Origin of the sequence: Archaeoglobus sulfaticallidus PM70-1, from assembly GCF_000385565.1 — an archaeon.
Taxonomy (GTDB): Archaea; Halobacteriota; Archaeoglobi; order Archaeoglobales; family Archaeoglobaceae; genus Archaeoglobus_A; species Archaeoglobus_A sulfaticallidus.
Window position 1 is genome coordinate 1,196,480 of record NC_021169.1, and the last position, 18,120, is coordinate 1,214,599.

Here is an 18,120-nt window from a genome sequence, read left to right on the forward strand (position 1 = left end):
TGATGTTTGCCATATGGTTCTTGCTTTTGCCTTGTTTTGCCTTGGGCTTTAGGTTTTGGGTTTGGGTTTTGCCAAACCCTATCACTTTACATTGTGCTGGTGATAAGTGGATATGGTAAGCATGTAACTGATCCTTGTACCATACTCACATTTACCATTCCCATTGCTTGCACCTCCATTCCCATTCATGCATTTCCAGTGCCTTACAGCTTGCATTTCCAGTGCTTCATTGTATGCATTTCCAGCGCTATTATTGCATGCTTTTTCCATTCCCAGTGCTTCCTTGCTTGCATTTCCATTCATGCATTTCCATTCCAGCTTATCTTTTCCAGTGCCTTACAGCTTGCATTTTCATTGCTTAATTGCTTGCATTCCCAGTGCTCCATTACTTCATTGCTTGCATTTCTATTTCCATTCATGCATTTCCATTGCTCATTGCTTGCATTTCCATTGCTAGATAGCATTTCCATTCTCATCCCAGCTTACCATTCCCATTGCTTGCTCCAGTGCCCGCTTCCAGTCTTACCATTCTCAGTGCTTAAGCTGGTTCCATTCCTACCCTTTCCAGATGCTTACCATTCCCATTCAAGCTTACCAGTCCAGTGCCTTGCATTCCCAGTGCTTGCGTGAGTCCATTTATTCATTCCCGGCATAGCCTAATCATTCCATGTACATTCCCGAGCCTAACTGCTCCATTCCAATTTATCCAATCCATTGCTTTAGCCATTCACCATTTCCAACCATTCAATTTGCCAAATCTTCATTCTCATTACCATTCCATTGCTTTATCCATTCCAGCGCAGTGCCTTACCTATATTGCTTCTACCGTCCATCCCTATTCCAGCTTACCATCCAGTCCCATTGCTTCTGCTTACCATTCCTCTCCATTGCTTTATCTATCCATCATTCCCATTCCCAGTGGCTAACCGCTCAGGTCTCATTCCAGTCATTTTCAGTCATCTTATTTCTTTCCTGATCCCATTCCTAGTTGCTATTCCACTGCCTTTTGTTGCCCAAGCAATTCCCTCCACAACAACCCCATTGCCCAATAACTCACACCAGACATTTGCCTTACCAACTACTGAAACCCCACAATTGCCAACATACACAACAACAATCATCTACCAACCAGAAATTCCTGCCATGGATTAGAGGTTTTACACTGTATTCAGCTATCTTTCACCTGTATTCAGCTGCTGATTGCTTTTACCAGCCAGCTTACCATTCCCAGCCTTACTACCACCATTGCTTATGCAGCTTAAGCCTTTTTGCCACTTGAGTCTTTCTGCTGCTTATTCTATTCACAATTCTCAGCCTAATTTCCACCCTTCCCAGTGCCTTACCCCCTATTTTTTTAGAGGGCGGCGGCTCGCTCGAGAACGGCTATGCGACCAGCTACGCGTAGAGAGTCATGTGGTGAAAAGGACTTCAACATATACTCAACTTTGTCTGGATTCCCCGCAAGGATGAATTAATTTTATAAAAATCAGAAAGGTAGATTCAATGTGCAAAAACACTGGACAGACTTTAATTATTCCTCTCTTTCATATCCTGCCTTCCTCTGTCGATTCTCTCCATCTCCATTCTCAAACCTTCTATAAGCCTGTCAACGACCACATTTATGTTGTCCAGCATCTTCAGCATATTCCTCACCGGATCTGCACCTTTCAGGTTTCTGCCATTCCCGTAGCTGCAGTTTGCGGTGCAGTACCTGCATCCCGGGTTGGGGATGACTTTATCCCCTCTAACCTCCTTTATGTCCTTCAGAACGCCGATAAACAGTTCCACCAGCCTTGTCGCCACATCTGGTGTTAGTTTTGTGACCCTTCCACTTTTGGTTTCCACTATGAAGACGGGCTTTCCAGTTATGTGTGCATAGACTGCGGACTGTATGAGCTTCACCTTGCCCGTCTTTACCTCAACTACTGCTATTATCTCGCCTCTGTACTTCACCACTATGTCCACAACCCCATACTCAATGGCTATCTCTCCCTCTGCCTCTATGCCTGCCGCCCTGAGCCTCGTCAATATCATCACCACCGCCATATTGTGTATTTCTTCATAGAGCAAAGATGGTGCTGATCTGTCGGCTTTGTATCCTGGGCATATCTTTCTCACCAGACTGTCCAGCCTGCTCGGGCTGCATACCTGCAGCAACTTCTCAATATCTCCATTTCTAACAGGTGCATCCATTTCAATACCTCCTTATTTGTATTACATTTCTTACTTGTATTGAGAAATATTTAAATTTTTCCTTACTTGTATTACTCGTATGGAGGAAAGAATACTGGGACTTAGCAATGTCACTAAAAAATTCCAAGTGACCCTAACAAAGGATGTGAGAGATATCCTGGGAGTAAATGCCGGAGACAAGATCGTGTTCGTTATCAAGGATGGGGAAGTCATTGTAAGAAAAGCGTAATTGTGTCCTTGCATAATCACATCTCAGCTAACTTCAACACCCTCCTTTCCCTGAAACCCATCGCAACAACTTCGCTAAGTACCTTCACAGCAACGAACTTGTATTCGGAATTCATTGTATACTATGCAATTCCTCAAACACATCCTCGATCTCAGCTCTGACCGGTTAAAACACTGCCATCTCTACAGCAAAATTCATCAGCCTGGCATTTAAATGCCTGAATCTCCTCTTCTCATTTTACGAAATCCACGAACTAGCAAAACAAGCGATAGAATTGCGACAGCAGGGTGAGAGGAAATACATCAAGGTTTGGGGAGAAAACTAGTGCAATGGGTGAAGTATGATTCAATCCAGCCTTGACTGGGATTTTAAAAGCGTCAATAAATCAGCAAGAGAACACAGAAATTCCTCGTAATAGGTGAATGTAGGAATGGAATCGGTGGGCTGATGCACACAAAAACCTTGGATATCTTTCGTGCATAGTATCACTTTCCGAATGCAAAAACTGTAAGCGTAAAAGCAAGTACCATTACAAGGGCAGAAAAAATGAGAACGGACATTGCCGCGCAGATAGATTTTACATGTCCCTCCAAGATGACTACAGGGGAGATATAGAATCAACAATCAGGAAGCTCGAAAAGATGGGGTAATTCTGTCGTAAATCTTGAAGAAGTCAGGGAGAAAGTATCCTGGAAAAAGAGCCCCGCAGGTTGCTGCACAGGGTTAAAGTTAAAGAGCAAGGAGAGTAGTAATACTTTAATAGATTATCCAAAAAAAGTAGAAATGTAGGAGGTGTAGTTTTATGGGATCCAAGCCTCTGGAGATTATTGCAGCTGTAAGATGCTCTAAGTTGAATAAGCTTGTTCCTATAAGCGAGTGTACAGAATGCGATTATTTTTCTGATAGTGAGGTAGATGATAGAAGAGGTATTCTAACCAAAGTTAGTTGTCTATTTTCTCACTAATTTTTAACCCACCTCTTTTAAACCCGTTCTTATCAAGCTTTATGCTTGACAAACTTGATGACCTTAATTCAATAGATCCCATGATATCACAATTATCCCGTAAATGTCCAAAAAACTTCCTAGAAGGACTATAATTAAAAACAAGGTAATATTTGTTAAGTTTTTGTCAAGGAACCCTTCTCTAAACTTCTTGAGAAAATCCCAATCCGAGAACAGGAAGATATATCCAAGAACTGCTTGAAAAATGGGTCCCATTGCCAGAGAAATGAGCTGTACTGTAGGGGGTGGAGGACTCTCAGCGGTGACGTGAAGGAGGGATAGCAAATCAAAGTGATAAGTGAATTTGACGCCGAAAATAGTGTAAGCAAACATGTGTCCCCCTTCGTGGAGGATAGCGACGCATATGAACAGCAGGTAGATAAAGAGAACGATTGATTTGCCGAACCAGATTCGAAACGGAAGTCGTTTTACAGATGGAGCAATCATCAAAATAAATATAAAAGCTGCAAGTAGCTGAATGAGCTTTAGAACCCATGGAAGACTCATTTGTACCTATCACCTCCTAATTATGAGTTGTTTTCCCCCCAGTTTTAGTTTCTAAAACGTAGGTTAGGCCAGCAAGTCCAAGCAAACCAAAAAGAATCATCATACCGATAAACGTGATTGTTGTAATTGTTTTGGAGTATATGTCATTGGCTGATAAAATTAGATTAGCTGCAAGAACTGTTAGGCCTCCATAAATTCCTGCGATATAACTTATCATGAATTGGTTCCATAATGTTCCTTCAATTTTCTCCCCTAATTTCTTTTTAACTTCTTTTTTCAAAAATCTCACATAAATAATTATGAATCCGATATAGATGCCCAAAATAATTCCACCAACACCCAAATAAAACCCAACTAAAAATGTATCTAAATGCTCAACTGAAACATCCGATTTCATCAAGTAGAGACCTATACTAACAAATAATGTTGGTGGAAGAATCAAAATTTCAGGGTATTTAAGGATTATATCACGCAGCCCCATGATAGCGTTATAAAATTTAAAGCTTTAAAGATTGCTACTAGGTAGCTCTTGACTCTCTTTTTTAAAGTCTTGCTTTAACGCTCTTTTATGAGCTTTAACAAAAACCCGCAATGTAAAATCTGTCAAAGCGAGTATTACGATGACATCAATCACATACTTGCTGAAGGCAGACCTTACTCTGAAATTATCGCCGAGTTCAAAGAGAAGATCCCGAATCTCAACAAGACCAATCTTAGCACCCACAAAGCCAAAACAAGCTGTTCTCAAAAGACTACGGGTTACTGGATTAAGGAAAGAACGCCTTGGAGACGTCTCTCCCGAGGATGCATGGGCATAGGGAGGCTACAGCATCGAACAGTTCAAACGAATCTGGAAAGAAATCAATGGCTCGTGGGATCCTGAACAAGAGGTCTGGGTAGTCGAGATCAAAAAAAATGTAGAATGAAGATTTATGATCCACCGGTTTCTTTTATACTCTTCTTGATAAACTGTTTCTCAGATAACCAAGCAATAATGATATTTCTTATGGTCTCAGAATCTTCATTTCCCATTATACCTTCCAAATTCCCTCAAATATTCTCCAAATTTCTTCAGGTCCTACACTCCCTAGATGGCAAAGTCTGATGGGACTGTCACAGCTGCTAAAGTCCTTGCTGGAATTTCGATGGGCTTGTCGATTTTGTGCATTGGTTGAAGGTATGTCTGTTACATTGAAAGTGGTTTTGAGTGGAGTGAAAGTGAAAGTTAATTCCTACATCAAACTAAATTTTAGCTTGGTTAGGGTTGGGAAAATTTGATATAATAGTTTTAACATGAATCTTTATGGCTAAAAAAACATATGAAGACATAATGGAGAAACTTAGAAAAAAACTTGAGAAAATTCCCAAGAAGATTCAAGAATTAGATGAATCTATTCATGAAGAATATTACGAAATTCTCAACGATTTCTTGGAATTAGAGAAGATTGAACAGCCGACGGTTAATGAAGTTGAGAGTCAATTAAGAATTAAAGAGAGATTGGATAATTTAGAAGGAAAAATCAATGGAATATAGCTTTTTGTAGTAACGGAAAATTATTAAAAAACATTAATCCACTATAGTTTTTGCTCTTTTATATCAGGTCTCCATGATGTTAAGATCCCACCGAAAATTCTTGCTAATATCCCCCTGTGGTGTAATTTAAACTTTGAGACAGCTACAGCTAAAGCAGCAGCTAATTCAGACTCAAGAAGTTGGATTCGTAGAAAACTATTTTCATACCGGATACGGTTCATTCTAATTTTCAAAAAAGTTTCATTTGACCTAAAATGAAGCCAGATTACACTGGCCTCTTTTCCATCGATCCCAACTGAGCTATTTTTAATTTCATCAATTATGCCTTTCCAAGTTGAAATAAATTCTTCTAACTCATTCATGATCAATTCAAACATTGTTTAACTTTTACCACAAAACTGAGACATTTTCCATATTGCCTCGAAACCGTAACAGACATTAGAGCAAACCTTAGCGCGCTTTTAAGGTTCTGAAAATTTGGCCATACTCCTATCACATTACGAATTTAAGAGATAGTTTTTTGAGAGAGGGCAAAAAGCCAAGTCATAAGCGACCTTTCCGTATTCTCCACCCTATAGAGTATGAGCTGCTCAAGCAAGGAGCCAAGAAAAAAAGAGCTCAACCTCGATGTACTCCTACTCACAGGACCTAGGTATGAGGAGGCTCGCAGACTGAAACAGCACCCAGAGTGGTTCGACGGCATATTTATCAGGATACCAGAGATGAAGGTGACAAGACGAAGAAAGCAGAGACAGAGATGAGGCTCAACCTGATGGGAAGAACGATCTTGCCATTCTTCTTCGACAACAAACCTCTTCCAGATCCACACACATGGAAAGAAAATCTCATGAGGTGGGCGGAGAGAGTCGGATTAGATCCTGCAGGATTGGGTGCCAAGACCACGAGGAAAACCTGGGAAAGCTGGCTGATGTTTTACTTTTCAGAAAGGAGGATCGAAATAATCCAGAGCCAGGGGCACACACTACTAACAGCTGTGGAACACTACCTCAACATGCCATTCACCGAGAACGATCGCAGGATGATGGAAAAGTATGTTCACGGGTGGTAGCTTTACTAATGCTTGGATCTAAATGACCACGTAATCTCTTAATTCGATTTTGTATTTCCTCCAGATTTTGAGGATTTCGTTATCTAGTTCGCTTACAATTGTTGCTAATATCTTCAAAAGTTCATCGGTTAACTCTTGTACCTTTTTAACTTCTTCTTTAACTTCTTCTCTGTCTAAAAATCCAATTAGTTCGTTTCTATATCTTTGCCAAAATCTCCTGAAAATGTCTTGCTCTCTGAAGTTCTCGGTTCTGTCGATTATGTCTCCTATAAGTATTTCTGGAAAGTCTTCCAGCTGCGATCCAGTTAGTTTATCCTCTGCTGAAGCGTTATCGTTATATTCTTTTACCATTTGGTGACATCTTTTTTTAAAATCTGGAAGTTCTAATATTCTCTCTGCCAGATTTCTAACCGCAGTCTTAAGCTTTTCACGGAGTTCATCGTGTGTCTTTATTTTCTCATATATGCTCGGATAGTCTTGTTTGAAGTCTTTCATTAAGATCGTTGTGTCATTAAGGTTTAATTTAAATGTACGGATTCTTTTAGTACGGAATTTATATCCATATTCCCTATTGGCTAGATCCTCATAGTTAGCTTTTGCATGCTCTTTTAGAGGGATCATGATCTTATTTACCAATTCTTCCATCCTCTTGGATTGTATTTCTCTCCTAGTCTCATTCACTAGTTCTCGGGTAAGCCTTACGTACTTGTAGGTCACAATTACCAAAATGATTGTAGCTATTGCCTGAATAGTTCCTGAATTATCGTTAAGCCAGTCAATTGCTCTTGATATGCTTACCATTATTGCCAAATTACCCACATAACCCATATATATTTGTCTATGAGCAAGAAGTGAATGAATAAGTGCAAAGTAGGACTCTCTGAGCTTTTCAAAAAGACATCTTTCTGAAACATCCTAAAACCCTATTTAGGATATATAAACCCCCTTGACTCTTTCAGCATAGGTTTTTGAAACAGTATGTGGAAAGTATTTAACTAATGAAGATTACATTCAAACATGAGAGTTAAATTCCTCACACTACTGTTTCTAAGCCTGCTTGTTCTCGGCTGTGCAGAAGAGGGCAAGATTTCCATCCAGACTCCAACACCCACCCCCACACCTGCAATAACCCCAATGCACACGCCAACCCCGCAACATACGCCAACGCAGATGCCTGCTACAACTCCAACCCCGATGCACACACCTCACATGACTCCGACAGCTACTCCCTCTCTCACTCCCTGGCAGCCTTCAGAGACCCCAACACCCTTCAAACTTGAATACGGAGTAAAATACAAGGTCAAGGTCGTGGAAGTCGTCGATGGCGATACAATAGACGTGATCATGCCCGACGGAAAAGAAGAGCGAGTCAGGATGCTGGGAATCGACACACCTGAAACAGCAGCTTCGAAAAACAAGCCCTACGAGTACGATGACATAACCAATCTTTCGTGCTTGGCCTACTGGGGTTTGATGGCCAAGCAGTACACCGAATCTAAGCTGGAAGGCAAGTACATTTACATCGAGCTCGACCCGATAGCGAGAATGAGAGGATATTATGGGCGTTTGCTGGCCTATATTTACTACGACAGCACAGACTTCACTGCTGAGCTCGTAAAGCAGGGCTATGCTAGGGTTTACACCGAGGGGAACTTTGAGAGAGAATCGGAATACGTGGCATATCAGAGTACTGCGATGGAGAACAGTGTAGGGCTTTGGACTTGCAGTGTTGAGGTCGCCTCCACGCCAACACTGACTCCTGCTTCAACGCCAACACCCACACCAACTAATACTGCTTCAACAGCAACTGTGGACTTCTATTACATCCACTACGACGCTGCAGGAAACGACCAATACAACCTGAACGATGAGTATGTTGTGATCGCGAATAACGGAGCAGCATCCATCAACCTGCAGGGATGGGTGCTGCAAGATGAGGCTGGGCACACCTACGTCTTCCCGAGCTATACCTTCGGACCTGGAGAGGTTGTGTACGTGCACACGGGGAGCGGCACGGATACGGCTGGCCACCTCTACTGGGGATCGGACAGGGCGATTTGGAACAATGATGGAGATACTGCCTACCTATTTGACGCTGCAGGGAATCTGACAGATGTGGTGAGCTGGTGAACAGAACTTCAGGAGTGGGTAAAGCTGCTCATGATTTTCTTCCCTGATAAAGTTCCGCTCATCTGCATGAATCAGGGGCATACTGAGATAACTTCAATGAATACTACACGCAGCTACCTTTCTCAAAAATAGAGGGGAGAGAAATAAAGGAGAGGATTGCCGGGGTGGAAAGTTTCTGAGACTTTAATTAGCCCTAAATACATGCTAAAAACATTTATCTTAGTCTATTCTAAACAAAACACGTGAGTAAATCAGAGGTATTTAAGATTGCAAGTTCGGCATTTGGTATCGGCTTAGTCATGAGTTTCGGCATTCCGAGTTCTTACGAAATAGCCAAGTACACCATATCGTTTTTAATAGATCAGGTCATTGCATCTTATTTCCCATTTTGGCTAATGGGATTAATGATATATGTCCTACTTTTTATTTTAACTAATGCGGGCGGGAAGTCCCCTTTCCGCAAGGGAGGGGATGATAGCCCGCAAATTATTTATATCTTCTCTACCATATATTTCCTTGCTACCGCAAGGTAGCCTAGGGATGGGACGGCCCGAAGTTACGCCTGTGGACACCGAACCTCTGCCTAGGTCGGCTGAAAGAGCTACCGATGATGGTAAGTTCGGTGAAGGAAGCAGGAAGCTCCTTGCGTGAGCAGGGGGGTAGTTCACCATACCTACACTATGATGAGCTTTTTGCAACATTGTACAGAGTTTTCTGGATATGGGGACCTACTGGATCCTTTAGCTGGCCTGGTGGTGTTGTAATGCTATATAATTGGTATTTAGGAATTCTGTTTTTGTTTATAGGAATCCTCCTTGGGCTGGCATTTAGATGGACAGCACCACCTCTGACGAGATACCTTATCTGGCGAGAGATTTAATCCTAAATTCACACCCCTTCTCCTCTGTTTATTTTCTCCCTTATCTCATTCGTAATCATGAAAAAGAATTGTATGCTTTTGTTTTTTAAAATTTTCGATTTATTTGCCTTATTTTTTGATTTAGATTGATTTTATGGTTTATTTTTTGGAGGCACTTTTCAGGAATTAAGAGATAAAAATATAGAGGTTTAAGAATTGTTATTTGATTTTATTCAGAGAGTTGATAAAGGGAAGCCCTATATAGAGTATAGACTTGCGATGTGTAGAGACTACGCAAAACTTACGGCTGTTTTACTCCATAACTTATTCCCCAACAGCCAGATCTACTTTATTTCGATCCCTTGGCATGTTGCTGCTGGTATTAAGGTAAACAAAAAGCTGTATATTTTAGATCAAAAGCTTCCCGTATTGACATTAGATGCTTGGCTAAGAGTTTGGAATAGAAGAACCGCAACAATTTACCAGCTAAAAGTTTTGGATTCCAAGAACAAGAAAAAAATAAAACTCGAAAAGTGTGGGGTGGCAAAATTATCAGATCCTTCAATCGAGGTAAATACAGAAAAGCTGACTGATGAAGTTACTAAACTGCTTGAGATAAATCAAGTAACTCAGAAGGAGAACTCTATTGTTGAAATACCACCTCTCTCTAAACTGGCTAAATGCTACGGAGAGGATGAAATCGTCATTTATTCAATGACAAGAGCAATTAAGCTTAAACTTGAAAATGAATTATGTGATAATATAAACAGGATATCCAAAATCGATGTCGTCCAAGACGGCGATAACTTGGTTGTGAAAGTTTATTTCTAACATAATTACTCATAAATTTGTTAATGTTGATCACGCTATATTATTTTCGCAGGCTTCAACAAATTCTGAAATCCAGATTAAAATTCCCATAGACTGAATTTTCCAAGAATGGTTAAGCGGTTCACAAACTATGAACAAAAAGTTCATAAATCATGAACTACAGGTTCATAAATCATGAACATATGGAAAATTCTTTCCAGCAGGGAGAGGATAGAAACCCTAGAATTCATTCTGGAAAGAGAAGCGGTTGGTGTAGAAGAGGTTGCAACTTCTCTACGGAGGAGCAAGGGTTTTGTTTCACAGTTTCTCAGATTACTTGAAGAGGAGGGAATTCTGAGAAAGCAGAAGAGAAAATATGCAGTTCTTCACGAAGCTCCGGAAGTGAGAGCAATCAAAATTATGCTCAACATAACAAAACTGCAAACATCACTTGTTAAACACCGAGAGGAATGGATAGTGAGCCTTGGAGTTTATGGGAGCTTTTCAAAAGGAGAAAACAGAGAGGATAGCGATATTGACATCTGGATTAGAGTTGATAGTCATCCAGGAGAGAAGGAGGTTGCAAGAATTGAAAGGGAACTCTCAAATGAGCTTGGAAAACGGGTGCATATCCTGATACTCACTCCCGAAAGGATTGCACGGCTCAGGGAGAACGATCCAATCTTCTACTGCGAGCTTGCGAACTCTTTTGTTATGTGGGGTGAGGGGGTTGGATTTTGAGAACTTTGGATTTTGAGAGCTGTGTGAGAAAAAGATTGTTGAGGAGAGTAACTCCATCTGCTGATAAGGCCAGACAGAGCATGAAGAGGGCTGAAAGATGGCTTGAGGAAGCTGAAAAGAGTCTGAACAATGAGCTTTATGATAGTTGCCTGATATCATCCTATCTTGCGATGTTCCATTCAGCAAGAGCTGTGTTATACAGGGATGGGTGGAGAGAGAAGAGCCATTTCTGTATTGCCAGATATCTTGAAGAAATGTATGTTAAAAAGGGCAAACTTGAAAGGGAGTGGGTCGATCTGCTCGACAGGCTGAGGGAAACGAGGCATGCAGACCAGTACGATGTATCCTACTTCGCAACCAGAGAAGAGGCAGAATCTGCACTGAATATCGCATTTGAGTTTGTTGAAAGAATGGAGAAACTCTTGGAAGAATTTTAGATAAGATTTATCTATCAATATTCCACGCCATACTAGCTCTGTATTACAACTGAGCTGGATTGAGGAAGTCAAAGAACCGTGAATTGCAGGTTTAAAAGTTTCTAGTTTTTCAAAGGCTCATCAAGAATTTTCGAATCCCAAAGGAGAATGGAACATTCCCGCTGAGAGCCTTTTAATTGTAAAACCCTTAAATAGATATCTACATACATTCATACATGAAAAACATAATGGTGAGAGATGAAGTCTACGAAAAATTACAGAAGATAAAAGGGGCAAAGAATCCTTCTCAGACGTTATACTAAGACTAATCGAGGAGAAAAAGAGGAAAAGCTTTGAGGTTCTCGAAAGATATGTTGGAAAGCTTGCAGACGATGAGCTGGAAAGAACTGTGAAGGAAGAGAGAAAGAAATTCAGGGTGAGGAACTTTGATATTTGACACTTCTATAATACTTCAGGTTCTCAAAAACAGGAATTTTTTCGAGAGCTTAAAAGAGAAAATAATAGATAAATAAATTAAACAATGTTTTCAGCCAAAAAAACATCAAACTTGAACCCTTTGAGGTTTGCGTATCCTCTAAAACTTCTAGCCTGAGCTCTTGCATGCTCAGTGTTGATCGTATCTTCTGTCTCGATTTCAATAATTCTCCCTCTACCATTTCGGAAGACAACAATTATGTCTGGCCTATGACTTCCAATCATCCTGGGTTTAAGAAATCCCGACGCATCTGCATAAACTGTGGCGCTTGGATGCTGCCTTCTGTATCTAGAAGCTAATTTTTTTACGGCCTCATCATGCTCCGTTTGTTTGAGGAGGCTACGTCTAGATTTAGGCATGTCATTAATTGTCAGAATAAGTAATTATTAATTTCGACCCGCTGGTAATTCACACCCCCCATTTTTTCAAACTTTATATACCATCTCTATCACAAATTTCTTGAAATAAACAAAAAAGCCGGGGAAGGATGCAAAAGGGGCTGCATTCATGCCCACCCCGGCATCCTGGATACCAGTCAGAACCTAAGTAGACGCCAGAGTGGCCACCGTATCACAGCTATTCTGTAATAACCCCCGGCTTGTGGAGGTGGTTAGTTGAAAAAAGGAAAGTGTTGCAGAGTGATTCTCCCTCACCGCTTCCTTTGCCTTCATCTTTCACCTTATTTTCTCGCTGCTTCTAGCTTCACCACTGCTACCTACCACCTATCTCCCACCTTATTTCTTTCCCGCCACTTCACCACTGTTTATCCACTACTGCTTCTCCTGCCTTTCACCTTGCTTTTGGTTCCCTCTGCTTCTCCACCTATTGCTTCCATCACCGCTTTCTCCACCTATCACCGTCACCTATGCTTCTCTACTTTTTACTTACCTTCACCTTACTTTCCTGCTGCTGCCTATTGCTTTTCCATCACTGCTTCTTTTCCACCACTGCTTCTCTTCCCCCATCCGGAATGCTTATTGTCACCAGACCGGAAAATTTACCCTTGTTTCCCTTATCCTGTCTCACTACCCGATCTCACTTTACAGAAGAAATTACCTTACACCTTCACATAAGTTTGCAAAAGAAATTTACTCTCTCCTGCCTTACAACCAGCCCTATACCGGAACTCCTCAACCGTAATCCACCGGCATTTGCCAGCAGACTTTAAGCGATGGACACTGTACGTCTTTCCGTTGTATTCTCCGACGAAGTATATTGTGTTGTCTGCGAGGGCTAACCTTCAAAGAGATCTATTGTGCGGTTACCATAACATGTCTCAAACCAAACTTCATCACCAGCAACACAGCTTCCTGTGGTGCACAGTCCCTTGTCAGTCTTGGCGTAGGCTACAACCTTCACGTCGTAGTGCTCACCAAATGTAACAAAGTCATTGAGATCCACACTCTCCCTGACCGAGTACTTGTTGTCGTTGTACGTCTTCTCGAACACCTTCTTGTCGTCCAAGTACACCTCAACCTTTCCAACCCAGCACTGCTTGTTCGTACCTGCTTCGAACTCAAGCAGAGGAGCTGGACGCGCTTATCGTGGTGAACTGGGTGAGAATGTTTGTTGAGGTTTCACATGGTGTGCATGCACAGACCTCCACAACTCCGGTCTTCTGAGAGACCGAACCGTTTGCATCATATGCAACACCTTTACCGTGTGCCTTTCCTTTTAGGACCATGTATCACCTCTGAACAGATAACTTCCCAAGTATGAATAGCCGTTACGTTCACCGACCCCTCAATTCACTGTCTTCCTAAACCTCCAGCCTCGTTATGATGGACACTTCGAGGTAGAGTAATTAAACAAAACATTTAAGTATTATTAAATCAATCAACTATTAATGCCAGCAACCCAGATCGTTTTTGTAGGCCATCATAAAGAGAGGATTGTTGAGTCCATCAGGGCTCTTAGGGAACTACCCACTTCAAAGATCATTCTCTTCATGGGTGAAGAGGAACTTCCCGGCGAAAAAAAGGCAAGAGAGACTGTTTACGAACTGAAAAAGGAGCTGGAAGTGGTTTGGGAAGTTGAAGTTGCCAGGATTGACAAGAGGAATGTTATAAGGGCTGCAATGCAGCTGATAGACATCATAAAGCGGGAGAAAGCTGAAGGGAATGATGTTATTATCAACGCTTCCGGCTCTCTGAGAACTCTTGCAGTAGCTGGCTACATTGCTGCCTGTGTGACCTCATCGAGGATATTCACATCAATTCCAAGATACAATGAGAAAGAGGAAGAGATAGGAATTGAGGAGGTCATAGAGATCCCGACCCTGCCTGTTGAGTTCCCTGTTGAGGAGCAGATCGAGATTCTCAGGGCAATTGGGGAGGGTGTGAACTCTCTTGATGAGGTGATATTCAGACTGAACCCCGGCATGGAGAAGGGAAGTGAGAAGTTCAAAAAGGAGAGGAGCAGGGTCAGCCACCACATCTCAAAGCTTGAGAAGGCTGGGGCTGTAATCAAGGTGAAGAGTGGGAGGAACGTTAGAATAATCCTTACTCCTTTAGGCAGGTTTCTGGTGGGGGGTGCAGATGGGGATGGAGTTGGTGGAGAGAAGGCTGTTCTCGGAGAAGCATATTGAGGAGGCATCAAATGTTTACGAAATTGATTTCAGATTCAACACAGCCTATGCTGGGAAATCCAATCACCTTAACAGGATGGATCATCCCTGCGAGTTTAAAGGAGCAGGTTTCAGAGTCTTTTTGCTTCCAAAAGCTGCAGAGAAGGTTGAAAACAGAATAATTGAAAAAGAATCCAAAACACAATTAAGAGATTAGTTTGGGGGGTGTTATTGGTGGATTATGTAACCGCTATCCTCTCTTTGCTTGTGCTTGTTCTTGCGGTCTATATCATCCTCAGACAGAGGGGGACCGAAAGAAGTCTTGCAGATTTTAAGGTTAAAATTGAGGAACTGAACCAGAGCGTCCCTCTCTGGGTTGAGGGGGCGGTGGCAAAGACCTTTCAGAGCTCCTCAAGTGTCTTTGAGAACATATTCTCATCAGCAATAGCAAGAAATGCCGATGTCATAAAGGGGGCGTTTGCCACATCACTGAAAGAGCTCGGCATTCAGGAGGATCTTGGCAAATTAAAGGAAGCTTCATCCGACCTGAAGGGCATTACTTCGGATTTGAAATCGATGTTCCAGGTTAAACAGGCAAGAGCGAAGTTCGGAGAACTTCAGCTTGAGATGCTTTTGAAGGACATATTTCCATCGAAAAGGCTCAATTTTCAGAAAAATATCGGTGCTGGAATTCCAGATGCATGCATTCTTGTTGAAGAAGGCAGGTACCTCTGCATAGACTCAAAATTCCCTCTGGAGAATTTCAGGAAATACAGCGAAGCTGAAAATGCTGAGGAAAAGAGCAAATACTGGAATGAATTTCTAAGAGATGTCAGAAAGCATATTGAAGAAATAAAAGGGAAGTACGTTGGAAAGGAAAACACTCTTGACTTTGCATTCATGTTCGTCCCTTCAGATGTAATATTCTACCATATTGTTTCCGAATCACCTGAAATTGCTGTTGAGGCGTCCAAATCAGGAGTTATCCTTGCTTCACCGTCTGTCCTGCCAGCATATCTGAATCTGGTATCGGCGAGAATAAAAGCTGAAGAGATATCGGAGAGAGCTGAAGAAATTCAGAGAAAGATGGATTTAATGGGCGGCTACATAGATGAGCTCGGTTCGAGACTTGAGACTTTATTCAGACATATAAACAATGCCTACAACAATGTTTCGAGAGTTCAGCAGTCCTACACGGATTTGAGGGGATATTACTCAACTATTTCGAATTTTGATGTTGAGGTGGGAGAGTGAAAATTACTGTTTTTGATGGTGCCACAACTATAGGTGGGAACAAGATTTATGTTGAGGAGAATGGTAAGGGGGTGTTTTTTGATTTTGGAATGAATTTTGCCAGATACAGCAGGTATTTTGCAGAGTTTCTGAACGAGAGGAGCACGAGAGGGATACATGATCTGCTCTACCTCAATCTCATACCAAAGCTGAACATCTACCGTTCAGACCTGATACCCTCAGACCTCGACATGTCTATCTATCCTAAACTAAACGTGGAGGCTGTTCTGCTGAGCCACGCCCATGTTGACCACTGCGGGAACATATCTCTGCTCGATGAAAGCATACCCGTCATGGCATCTCCTATGACTATGGCGATCCTGAAGGCCATGAGGGATGTCTCGGCATCGGGAATTGGCTCCGAGATTGCCTATTTCTCGTGCAGAGAGCCGGTAGGCGATGGGAGGGTGCTTTCGTCGATCAAATCCAAGTTCTATAAAGGTAGGGACTTCATCTGCACTGGCGGAATACCTGATGAGCTCGCCAAATTTATGTGCTATAAACCAGGACAGGAAAGTAAAAATGCTAGGAAGAAGCTCAACCCCGGAAACATCTGTCACGTAAACGATCACAACCTCTCCTTCGACATCGATGTCTACGAGGTCGACCATTCCATTTACGGTGCTACAGCATACATCCTGTGGGGCGATTCAGCCATAGCTTACACCGGCGACATCAGGATGCACGGGAAGTATGCAGACAGATCGAAGGAGTTCATTAAAAGGGCGAAGGGTGCGTCAGTTCTAATCATCGAGGGGACGAGAGCGAGCAGGAATGAGGATGTTAACGAGTCTGAAGATACTGTCTTTGAGAACTGCCTGAAGGCTGTCGAGGAGTCAGAAGGTGTTGTTGTGGCTGATTTTTCACCAAGAAACTTTGAGAGGCTTGAGACATTCATCGAGATTGCAGGGAGAACTTCAAGAGAGCTTGTTGTAACAGCCAAGGATGCGTACATGCTCCATGCGATGGAATGTGCCGATGGTGTGCGCAGAATTGAGGATGTGAGGATCTACCATGAGCTGAGAGACAGAAAAAACAAGTGGGAAGAAATCGTTGTCAGAGGAAAATGGGAAGATAGGTATGTTGATCCCAGCGACATTTCCAGTAATCCGGAGAACTACATCCTTTGCTTTTCATTCTACGACATGAAGCATTTGCTGGACATTAAGCCTGATGGTGGGGCTTATATCTATTCGTCGAGTGAGGCATTCAGCGAGGAGCAGGAGTTCGACTTCCTCAGGCTTTACAACTGGCTGCAGGAGTTTGGGTTGAGAGTTTACGGATTTGAGATGGTGCTGGATAATGGCAGGCTGGTCCCAAGTTTCATCAGAGGTTTTCATGCTTCCGGGCATGCGTCGAAGGGTGATTTGAGGTGGGTGATCGAGCAGATTGATCCTGATGTTATAATCCCCGTCCATACTGAAAATTCGGTATGGTTTGAGGAGAACTTTGAGAATGTGGTGGTGTTAAAAGATGGTGAAACCATCGAGGTTAACTGAGGCGCTATTTGGAATCTCATCCGATATAGTTATTTATCTGGAGATTACCTGCCGTTTTCTTGAAAAAAAGAGAAACGATGTGGATGCGTTCAGAGATGTTAGAGCTTTATTACTCTGATGCGAAGGGTGAAGAGGTTTTGCTTAAAATATATAGGAAGTTAGGAGGAGATTTGCAGAAAATCCAGATTATGAGGAGCTTCTCGCTACAGTGTGCTCTGAAACTGGATCGTTCTATCTTGATTTAGGATATGAAAGGGCTGAAAAATTCTTGCTCGAAACTTTCAACCTAAGAAGCAAGCTCTATGGTTCTGAAAGAGCATTTTTACTAGTTAACACGATGAACAGGCTCGGAATATAATACATCAGAATGAAACACCCAAAAAAGCAGAGATCATGCTTGAAGATGCTTACACAATAATGAGGGAGCTTTACGAAAAAGACCCCCTCTACAGGGAAGATTTTGCAATTATGGCGTTAAATTTTGGAACTTTTTACTACGAAGCCTACAGGCTCAAGGAGACTTTAAGGTATCTAAGAAAAGCGCTGGAACACAGAGATGTTCCCCCTATGTAAAGTGCAGTGGCTTACTACAACATGGCTCTGGTTTACGAGGATCTAGGAGAGCCGGATAAGACGGAAGAAATATTTTAAGTCTGCATGTATTGAATTTCTTGATATAGCTGGGATTGTTAGCATACCAGAGGTTTTGCGAAGAGCCTATCGGTTAAATGGAGATCTGGACTTATACGCGTTTTACATTGGATATTTGGTCTCT

27 protein-coding genes are annotated in these 18,120 nt (G+C 42.1%); 16 read left to right on the top strand and 11 right to left on the bottom strand.

Annotation, left to right across the window (positions count from 1 at the left end):
- Window positions 1-81 precede the first annotated feature (81 nt).
- From ASULF_RS06510 to ASULF_RS06515, 4 genes are all read right to left on the bottom strand, one after another.
- The gene (locus tag ASULF_RS06510; protein ID WP_015590909.1) at window positions 82-303 is read right to left on the bottom strand and encodes a hypothetical protein; all 222 of its coding nucleotides are present in this window, start codon (window positions 301-303) and stop codon (window positions 82-84) included.
- Window positions 300-476 carry a hypothetical protein gene (locus tag ASULF_RS11955; RefSeq protein ID WP_169336394.1) on the bottom strand — a complete coding sequence of 59 codons (177 nt, stop codon included), beginning with the start codon at window positions 474-476 and terminating at the stop codon, window positions 300-302. Before ASULF_RS11955 ends, ASULF_RS06510 begins: the two co-directional genes overlap by 4 nt.
- 480 nt (window positions 477-956) lie before the next feature.
- Window positions 957-1,121: a hypothetical protein gene (locus tag ASULF_RS11960; RefSeq protein WP_015590910.1), complete on the bottom strand. Its 165-nt coding sequence runs from the start codon at window positions 1,119-1,121 to the stop codon at window positions 957-959.
- Window positions 1,122-1,527: 406 nt separating this feature from the next.
- Entirely contained in the window at window positions 1,528-2,193 is a 666-nt protein-coding gene (locus ASULF_RS06515; protein WP_015590911.1) for a PD-(D/E)XK nuclease family protein, read from the bottom strand.
- A 79-nt stretch (window positions 2,194-2,272) separates the two neighbouring features.
- Here ASULF_RS06515 and ASULF_RS06520 point away from each other — a divergent pair, with 79 nt between their 5' ends.
- Window positions 2,273-2,422 (top strand): AbrB/MazE/SpoVT family DNA-binding domain-containing protein, encoded by a 150-nt coding sequence (locus ASULF_RS06520; protein WP_015590912.1) that lies wholly within the window; start codon window positions 2,273-2,275, stop codon window positions 2,420-2,422.
- 1,027 nt (window positions 2,423-3,449) lie between these two features.
- Here ASULF_RS06520 and ASULF_RS06525 read toward each other — a convergent pair.
- Both ASULF_RS06525 and ASULF_RS06530 read right to left on the bottom strand, forming a co-directional pair.
- Entirely contained in the window at window positions 3,450-3,932 is a 483-nt protein-coding gene (locus ASULF_RS06525) for a hypothetical protein (protein WP_015590914.1), read from the bottom strand.
- Window positions 3,933-3,948: 16 nt separating this feature from the next.
- Window positions 3,949-4,413, bottom strand: coding sequence for a hypothetical protein (locus tag ASULF_RS06530; RefSeq protein ID WP_015590915.1), 465 nt, complete (start codon window positions 4,411-4,413; stop codon window positions 3,949-3,951).
- 822 nt (window positions 4,414-5,235) lie between these two features.
- On the opposite strand from ASULF_RS06530, the gene ASULF_RS06540 reads away from it, so the two are divergent.
- Window positions 5,236-5,466 carry a hypothetical protein gene (locus ASULF_RS06540; protein ID WP_015590916.1) on the top strand — a complete coding sequence of 77 codons (231 nt, stop codon included), beginning with the start codon at window positions 5,236-5,238 and terminating at the stop codon, window positions 5,464-5,466.
- Window positions 5,467-5,507: 41 nt separating this feature from the next.
- Here the strand turns inward: ASULF_RS06540 and ASULF_RS06545 are convergent, their stop codons facing one another.
- Complete coding sequence (locus tag ASULF_RS06545) at window positions 5,508-5,828, bottom strand: hypothetical protein (protein WP_144060493.1); 321 nt, start codon at window positions 5,826-5,828, stop codon at window positions 5,508-5,510.
- A gap of 219 nt (window positions 5,829-6,047) precedes the next feature.
- Here ASULF_RS06545 and ASULF_RS06550 point away from each other — a divergent pair, with 219 nt between their 5' ends.
- Window positions 6,048-6,227, top strand: a complete 180-nt coding sequence (locus ASULF_RS06550; protein ID WP_048098154.1) for a hypothetical protein — start codon at window positions 6,048-6,050, stop codon at window positions 6,225-6,227.
- Window positions 6,228-6,238: 11 nt separating this feature from the next.
- Entirely contained in the window at window positions 6,239-6,535 is a 297-nt protein-coding gene (locus ASULF_RS06555) for a hypothetical protein (protein ID WP_144060494.1), read from the top strand.
- A gap of 18 nt (window positions 6,536-6,553) precedes the next feature.
- Here ASULF_RS06555 and ASULF_RS06560 read toward each other — a convergent pair whose 3' ends face one another.
- Complete coding sequence (locus tag ASULF_RS06560) at window positions 6,554-7,345, bottom strand: hypothetical protein (RefSeq protein WP_236609667.1); 792 nt, start codon at window positions 7,343-7,345, stop codon at window positions 6,554-6,556.
- 207 nt (window positions 7,346-7,552) lie between these two features.
- On the opposite strand from ASULF_RS06560, the gene ASULF_RS11965 reads away from it, so the two are divergent.
- From ASULF_RS11965 to ASULF_RS12415, 5 genes are all read left to right on the top strand, one after another.
- Window positions 7,553-8,665, top strand: a complete 1,113-nt coding sequence (locus ASULF_RS11965; RefSeq protein WP_015590920.1) for a lamin tail domain-containing protein — start codon at window positions 7,553-7,555, stop codon at window positions 8,663-8,665.
- A 1,075-nt stretch (window positions 8,666-9,740) separates the two neighbouring features.
- Window positions 9,741-10,355 carry a transglutaminase-like domain-containing protein gene (locus tag ASULF_RS06580; RefSeq protein ID WP_015590921.1) on the top strand — a complete coding sequence of 205 codons (615 nt, stop codon included), beginning with the start codon at window positions 9,741-9,743 and terminating at the stop codon, window positions 10,353-10,355.
- Between the two features lie 174 nt (window positions 10,356-10,529).
- Complete coding sequence (locus tag ASULF_RS06585) at window positions 10,530-11,075, top strand: nucleotidyltransferase domain-containing protein (protein WP_015590922.1); 546 nt, start codon at window positions 10,530-10,532, stop codon at window positions 11,073-11,075.
- Complete coding sequence (locus ASULF_RS06590) at window positions 11,072-11,512, top strand: HEPN domain-containing protein (RefSeq protein WP_015590923.1); 441 nt, start codon at window positions 11,072-11,074, stop codon at window positions 11,510-11,512. Before ASULF_RS06585 ends, ASULF_RS06590 begins: the two co-directional genes overlap by 4 nt.
- Window positions 11,513-11,819: 307 nt before the next feature.
- Window positions 11,820-11,948 (top strand): hypothetical protein, encoded by a 129-nt coding sequence (locus ASULF_RS12415; protein WP_394295716.1) that lies wholly within the window; start codon window positions 11,820-11,822, stop codon window positions 11,946-11,948.
- Window positions 11,949-12,025: 77 nt separating this feature from the next.
- Here the strand turns inward: ASULF_RS12415 and ASULF_RS06595 are convergent, their stop codons facing one another.
- From ASULF_RS06595 to ASULF_RS11970, 3 genes are all read right to left on the bottom strand, one after another.
- The gene (locus tag ASULF_RS06595; protein ID WP_015590924.1) at window positions 12,026-12,346 is read right to left on the bottom strand and encodes a hypothetical protein; all 321 of its coding nucleotides are present in this window, start codon (window positions 12,344-12,346) and stop codon (window positions 12,026-12,028) included.
- An 874-nt stretch (window positions 12,347-13,220) separates the two neighbouring features.
- Window positions 13,221-13,457, bottom strand: coding sequence for a hypothetical protein (locus tag ASULF_RS06600; protein WP_048098157.1), 237 nt, complete (start codon window positions 13,455-13,457; stop codon window positions 13,221-13,223).
- Between the two features lie 46 nt (window positions 13,458-13,503).
- On the bottom strand, window positions 13,504-13,671 hold the full coding sequence (locus ASULF_RS11970; RefSeq protein ID WP_015590927.1) for a hypothetical protein: 168 nt from the start codon (window positions 13,669-13,671) through the stop codon (window positions 13,504-13,506).
- 162 nt (window positions 13,672-13,833) lie between these two features.
- Between ASULF_RS11970 and ASULF_RS06605 the strand changes: the two genes are divergently transcribed.
- From ASULF_RS06605 to ASULF_RS06625, 7 genes are all read left to right on the top strand, one after another.
- Window positions 13,834-14,574: an HFX_2341 family transcriptional regulator domain-containing protein gene (locus ASULF_RS06605; RefSeq protein ID WP_015590928.1), complete on the top strand. Its 741-nt coding sequence runs from the start codon at window positions 13,834-13,836 to the stop codon at window positions 14,572-14,574.
- Window positions 14,525-14,770, top strand: a complete 246-nt coding sequence (locus ASULF_RS06610) for a hypothetical protein (RefSeq protein WP_144060496.1) — start codon at window positions 14,525-14,527, stop codon at window positions 14,768-14,770. The genes ASULF_RS06605 and ASULF_RS06610 overlap by 50 nt, the downstream gene beginning before the upstream one ends.
- A 17-nt stretch (window positions 14,771-14,787) precedes the next feature.
- A complete protein-coding gene (locus ASULF_RS06615) occupies window positions 14,788-15,807 on the top strand; it encodes a DNA recombination protein RmuC (protein ID WP_015590930.1) in 1,020 nt (339 codons plus the stop codon).
- Window positions 15,804-17,345 (top strand): MBL fold metallo-hydrolase RNA specificity domain-containing protein, encoded by a 1,542-nt coding sequence (locus ASULF_RS06620; protein WP_015590931.1) that lies wholly within the window; start codon window positions 15,804-15,806, stop codon window positions 17,343-17,345. Before ASULF_RS06615 ends, ASULF_RS06620 begins: the two co-directional genes overlap by 4 nt.
- Window positions 17,320-17,463, top strand: a complete 144-nt coding sequence (locus tag ASULF_RS11975) for a hypothetical protein (protein WP_015590932.1) — start codon at window positions 17,320-17,322, stop codon at window positions 17,461-17,463. Before ASULF_RS06620 ends, ASULF_RS11975 begins: the two co-directional genes overlap by 26 nt.
- Before the next feature lie 90 nt (window positions 17,464-17,553).
- The gene (locus tag ASULF_RS11980) at window positions 17,554-17,703 is read left to right on the top strand and encodes a hypothetical protein (RefSeq protein ID WP_169336395.1); all 150 of its coding nucleotides are present in this window, start codon (window positions 17,554-17,556) and stop codon (window positions 17,701-17,703) included.
- A gap of 35 nt (window positions 17,704-17,738) precedes the next feature.
- Entirely contained in the window at window positions 17,739-17,918 is a 180-nt protein-coding gene (locus ASULF_RS06625; RefSeq protein WP_015590933.1) for a hypothetical protein, read from the top strand.
- Window positions 17,919-18,120: the final 202 nt, after the last annotated feature.

Coding starts and splice junctions, on each gene's coding strand:
- ASULF_RS11970 (WP_015590927.1), bottom strand. CDS start 13,671: ATGGTCCTAAAAGGAAAGGCACACGGTAAAGGTGTTGCATATGATGCA.
- ASULF_RS06515 (WP_015590911.1), bottom strand. CDS start 2,193: ATGGATGCACCTGTTAGAAATGGAGATATTGAGAAGTTGCTGCAGGTA.
- ASULF_RS06530 (WP_015590915.1), bottom strand. CDS start 4,413: ATGGGGCTGCGTGATATAATCCTTAAATACCCTGAAATTTTGATTCTT.
- ASULF_RS11960 (WP_015590910.1), bottom strand. CDS start 1,121: ATGATTGTTGTTGTGTATGTTGGCAATTGTGGGGTTTCAGTAGTTGGT.
- ASULF_RS11975 (WP_015590932.1), top strand. CDS start 17,320: ATGGTGAAACCATCGAGGTTAACTGAGGCGCTATTTGGAATCTCATCC.
- ASULF_RS06610 (WP_144060496.1), top strand. CDS start 14,525: ATGGGGATGGAGTTGGTGGAGAGAAGGCTGTTCTCGGAGAAGCATATT.
- ASULF_RS06595 (WP_015590924.1), bottom strand. CDS start 12,346: ATGCCTAAATCTAGACGTAGCCTCCTCAAACAAACGGAGCATGATGAG.
- ASULF_RS06525 (WP_015590914.1), bottom strand. CDS start 3,932: ATGAGTCTTCCATGGGTTCTAAAGCTCATTCAGCTACTTGCAGCTTTT.
- ASULF_RS06550 (WP_048098154.1), top strand. CDS start 6,048: ATGAGCTGCTCAAGCAAGGAGCCAAGAAAAAAAGAGCTCAACCTCGAT.
- ASULF_RS11955 (WP_169336394.1), bottom strand. CDS start 476: ATGAGAATGGAAATGCTATCTAGCAATGGAAATGCAAGCAATGAGCAA.
- ASULF_RS06545 (WP_144060493.1), bottom strand. CDS start 5,828: ATGAATGAGTTAGAAGAATTTATTTCAACTTGGAAAGGCATAATTGAT.
- ASULF_RS06520 (WP_015590912.1), top strand. CDS start 2,273: ATGGAGGAAAGAATACTGGGACTTAGCAATGTCACTAAAAAATTCCAA.
- ASULF_RS06555 (WP_144060494.1), top strand. CDS start 6,239: ATGGGAAGAACGATCTTGCCATTCTTCTTCGACAACAAACCTCTTCCA.
- ASULF_RS06605 (WP_015590928.1), top strand. CDS start 13,834: ATGCCAGCAACCCAGATCGTTTTTGTAGGCCATCATAAAGAGAGGATT.
- ASULF_RS06540 (WP_015590916.1), top strand. CDS start 5,236: ATGGCTAAAAAAACATATGAAGACATAATGGAGAAACTTAGAAAAAAA.
- ASULF_RS06625 (WP_015590933.1), top strand. CDS start 17,739: ATGCTTGAAGATGCTTACACAATAATGAGGGAGCTTTACGAAAAAGAC.
- ASULF_RS11965 (WP_015590920.1), top strand. CDS start 7,553: ATGAGAGTTAAATTCCTCACACTACTGTTTCTAAGCCTGCTTGTTCTC.
- ASULF_RS06585 (WP_015590922.1), top strand. CDS start 10,530: ATGAACATATGGAAAATTCTTTCCAGCAGGGAGAGGATAGAAACCCTA.
- ASULF_RS06510 (WP_015590909.1), bottom strand. CDS start 303: ATGAATGGAAATGCAAGCAAGGAAGCACTGGGAATGGAAAAAGCATGC.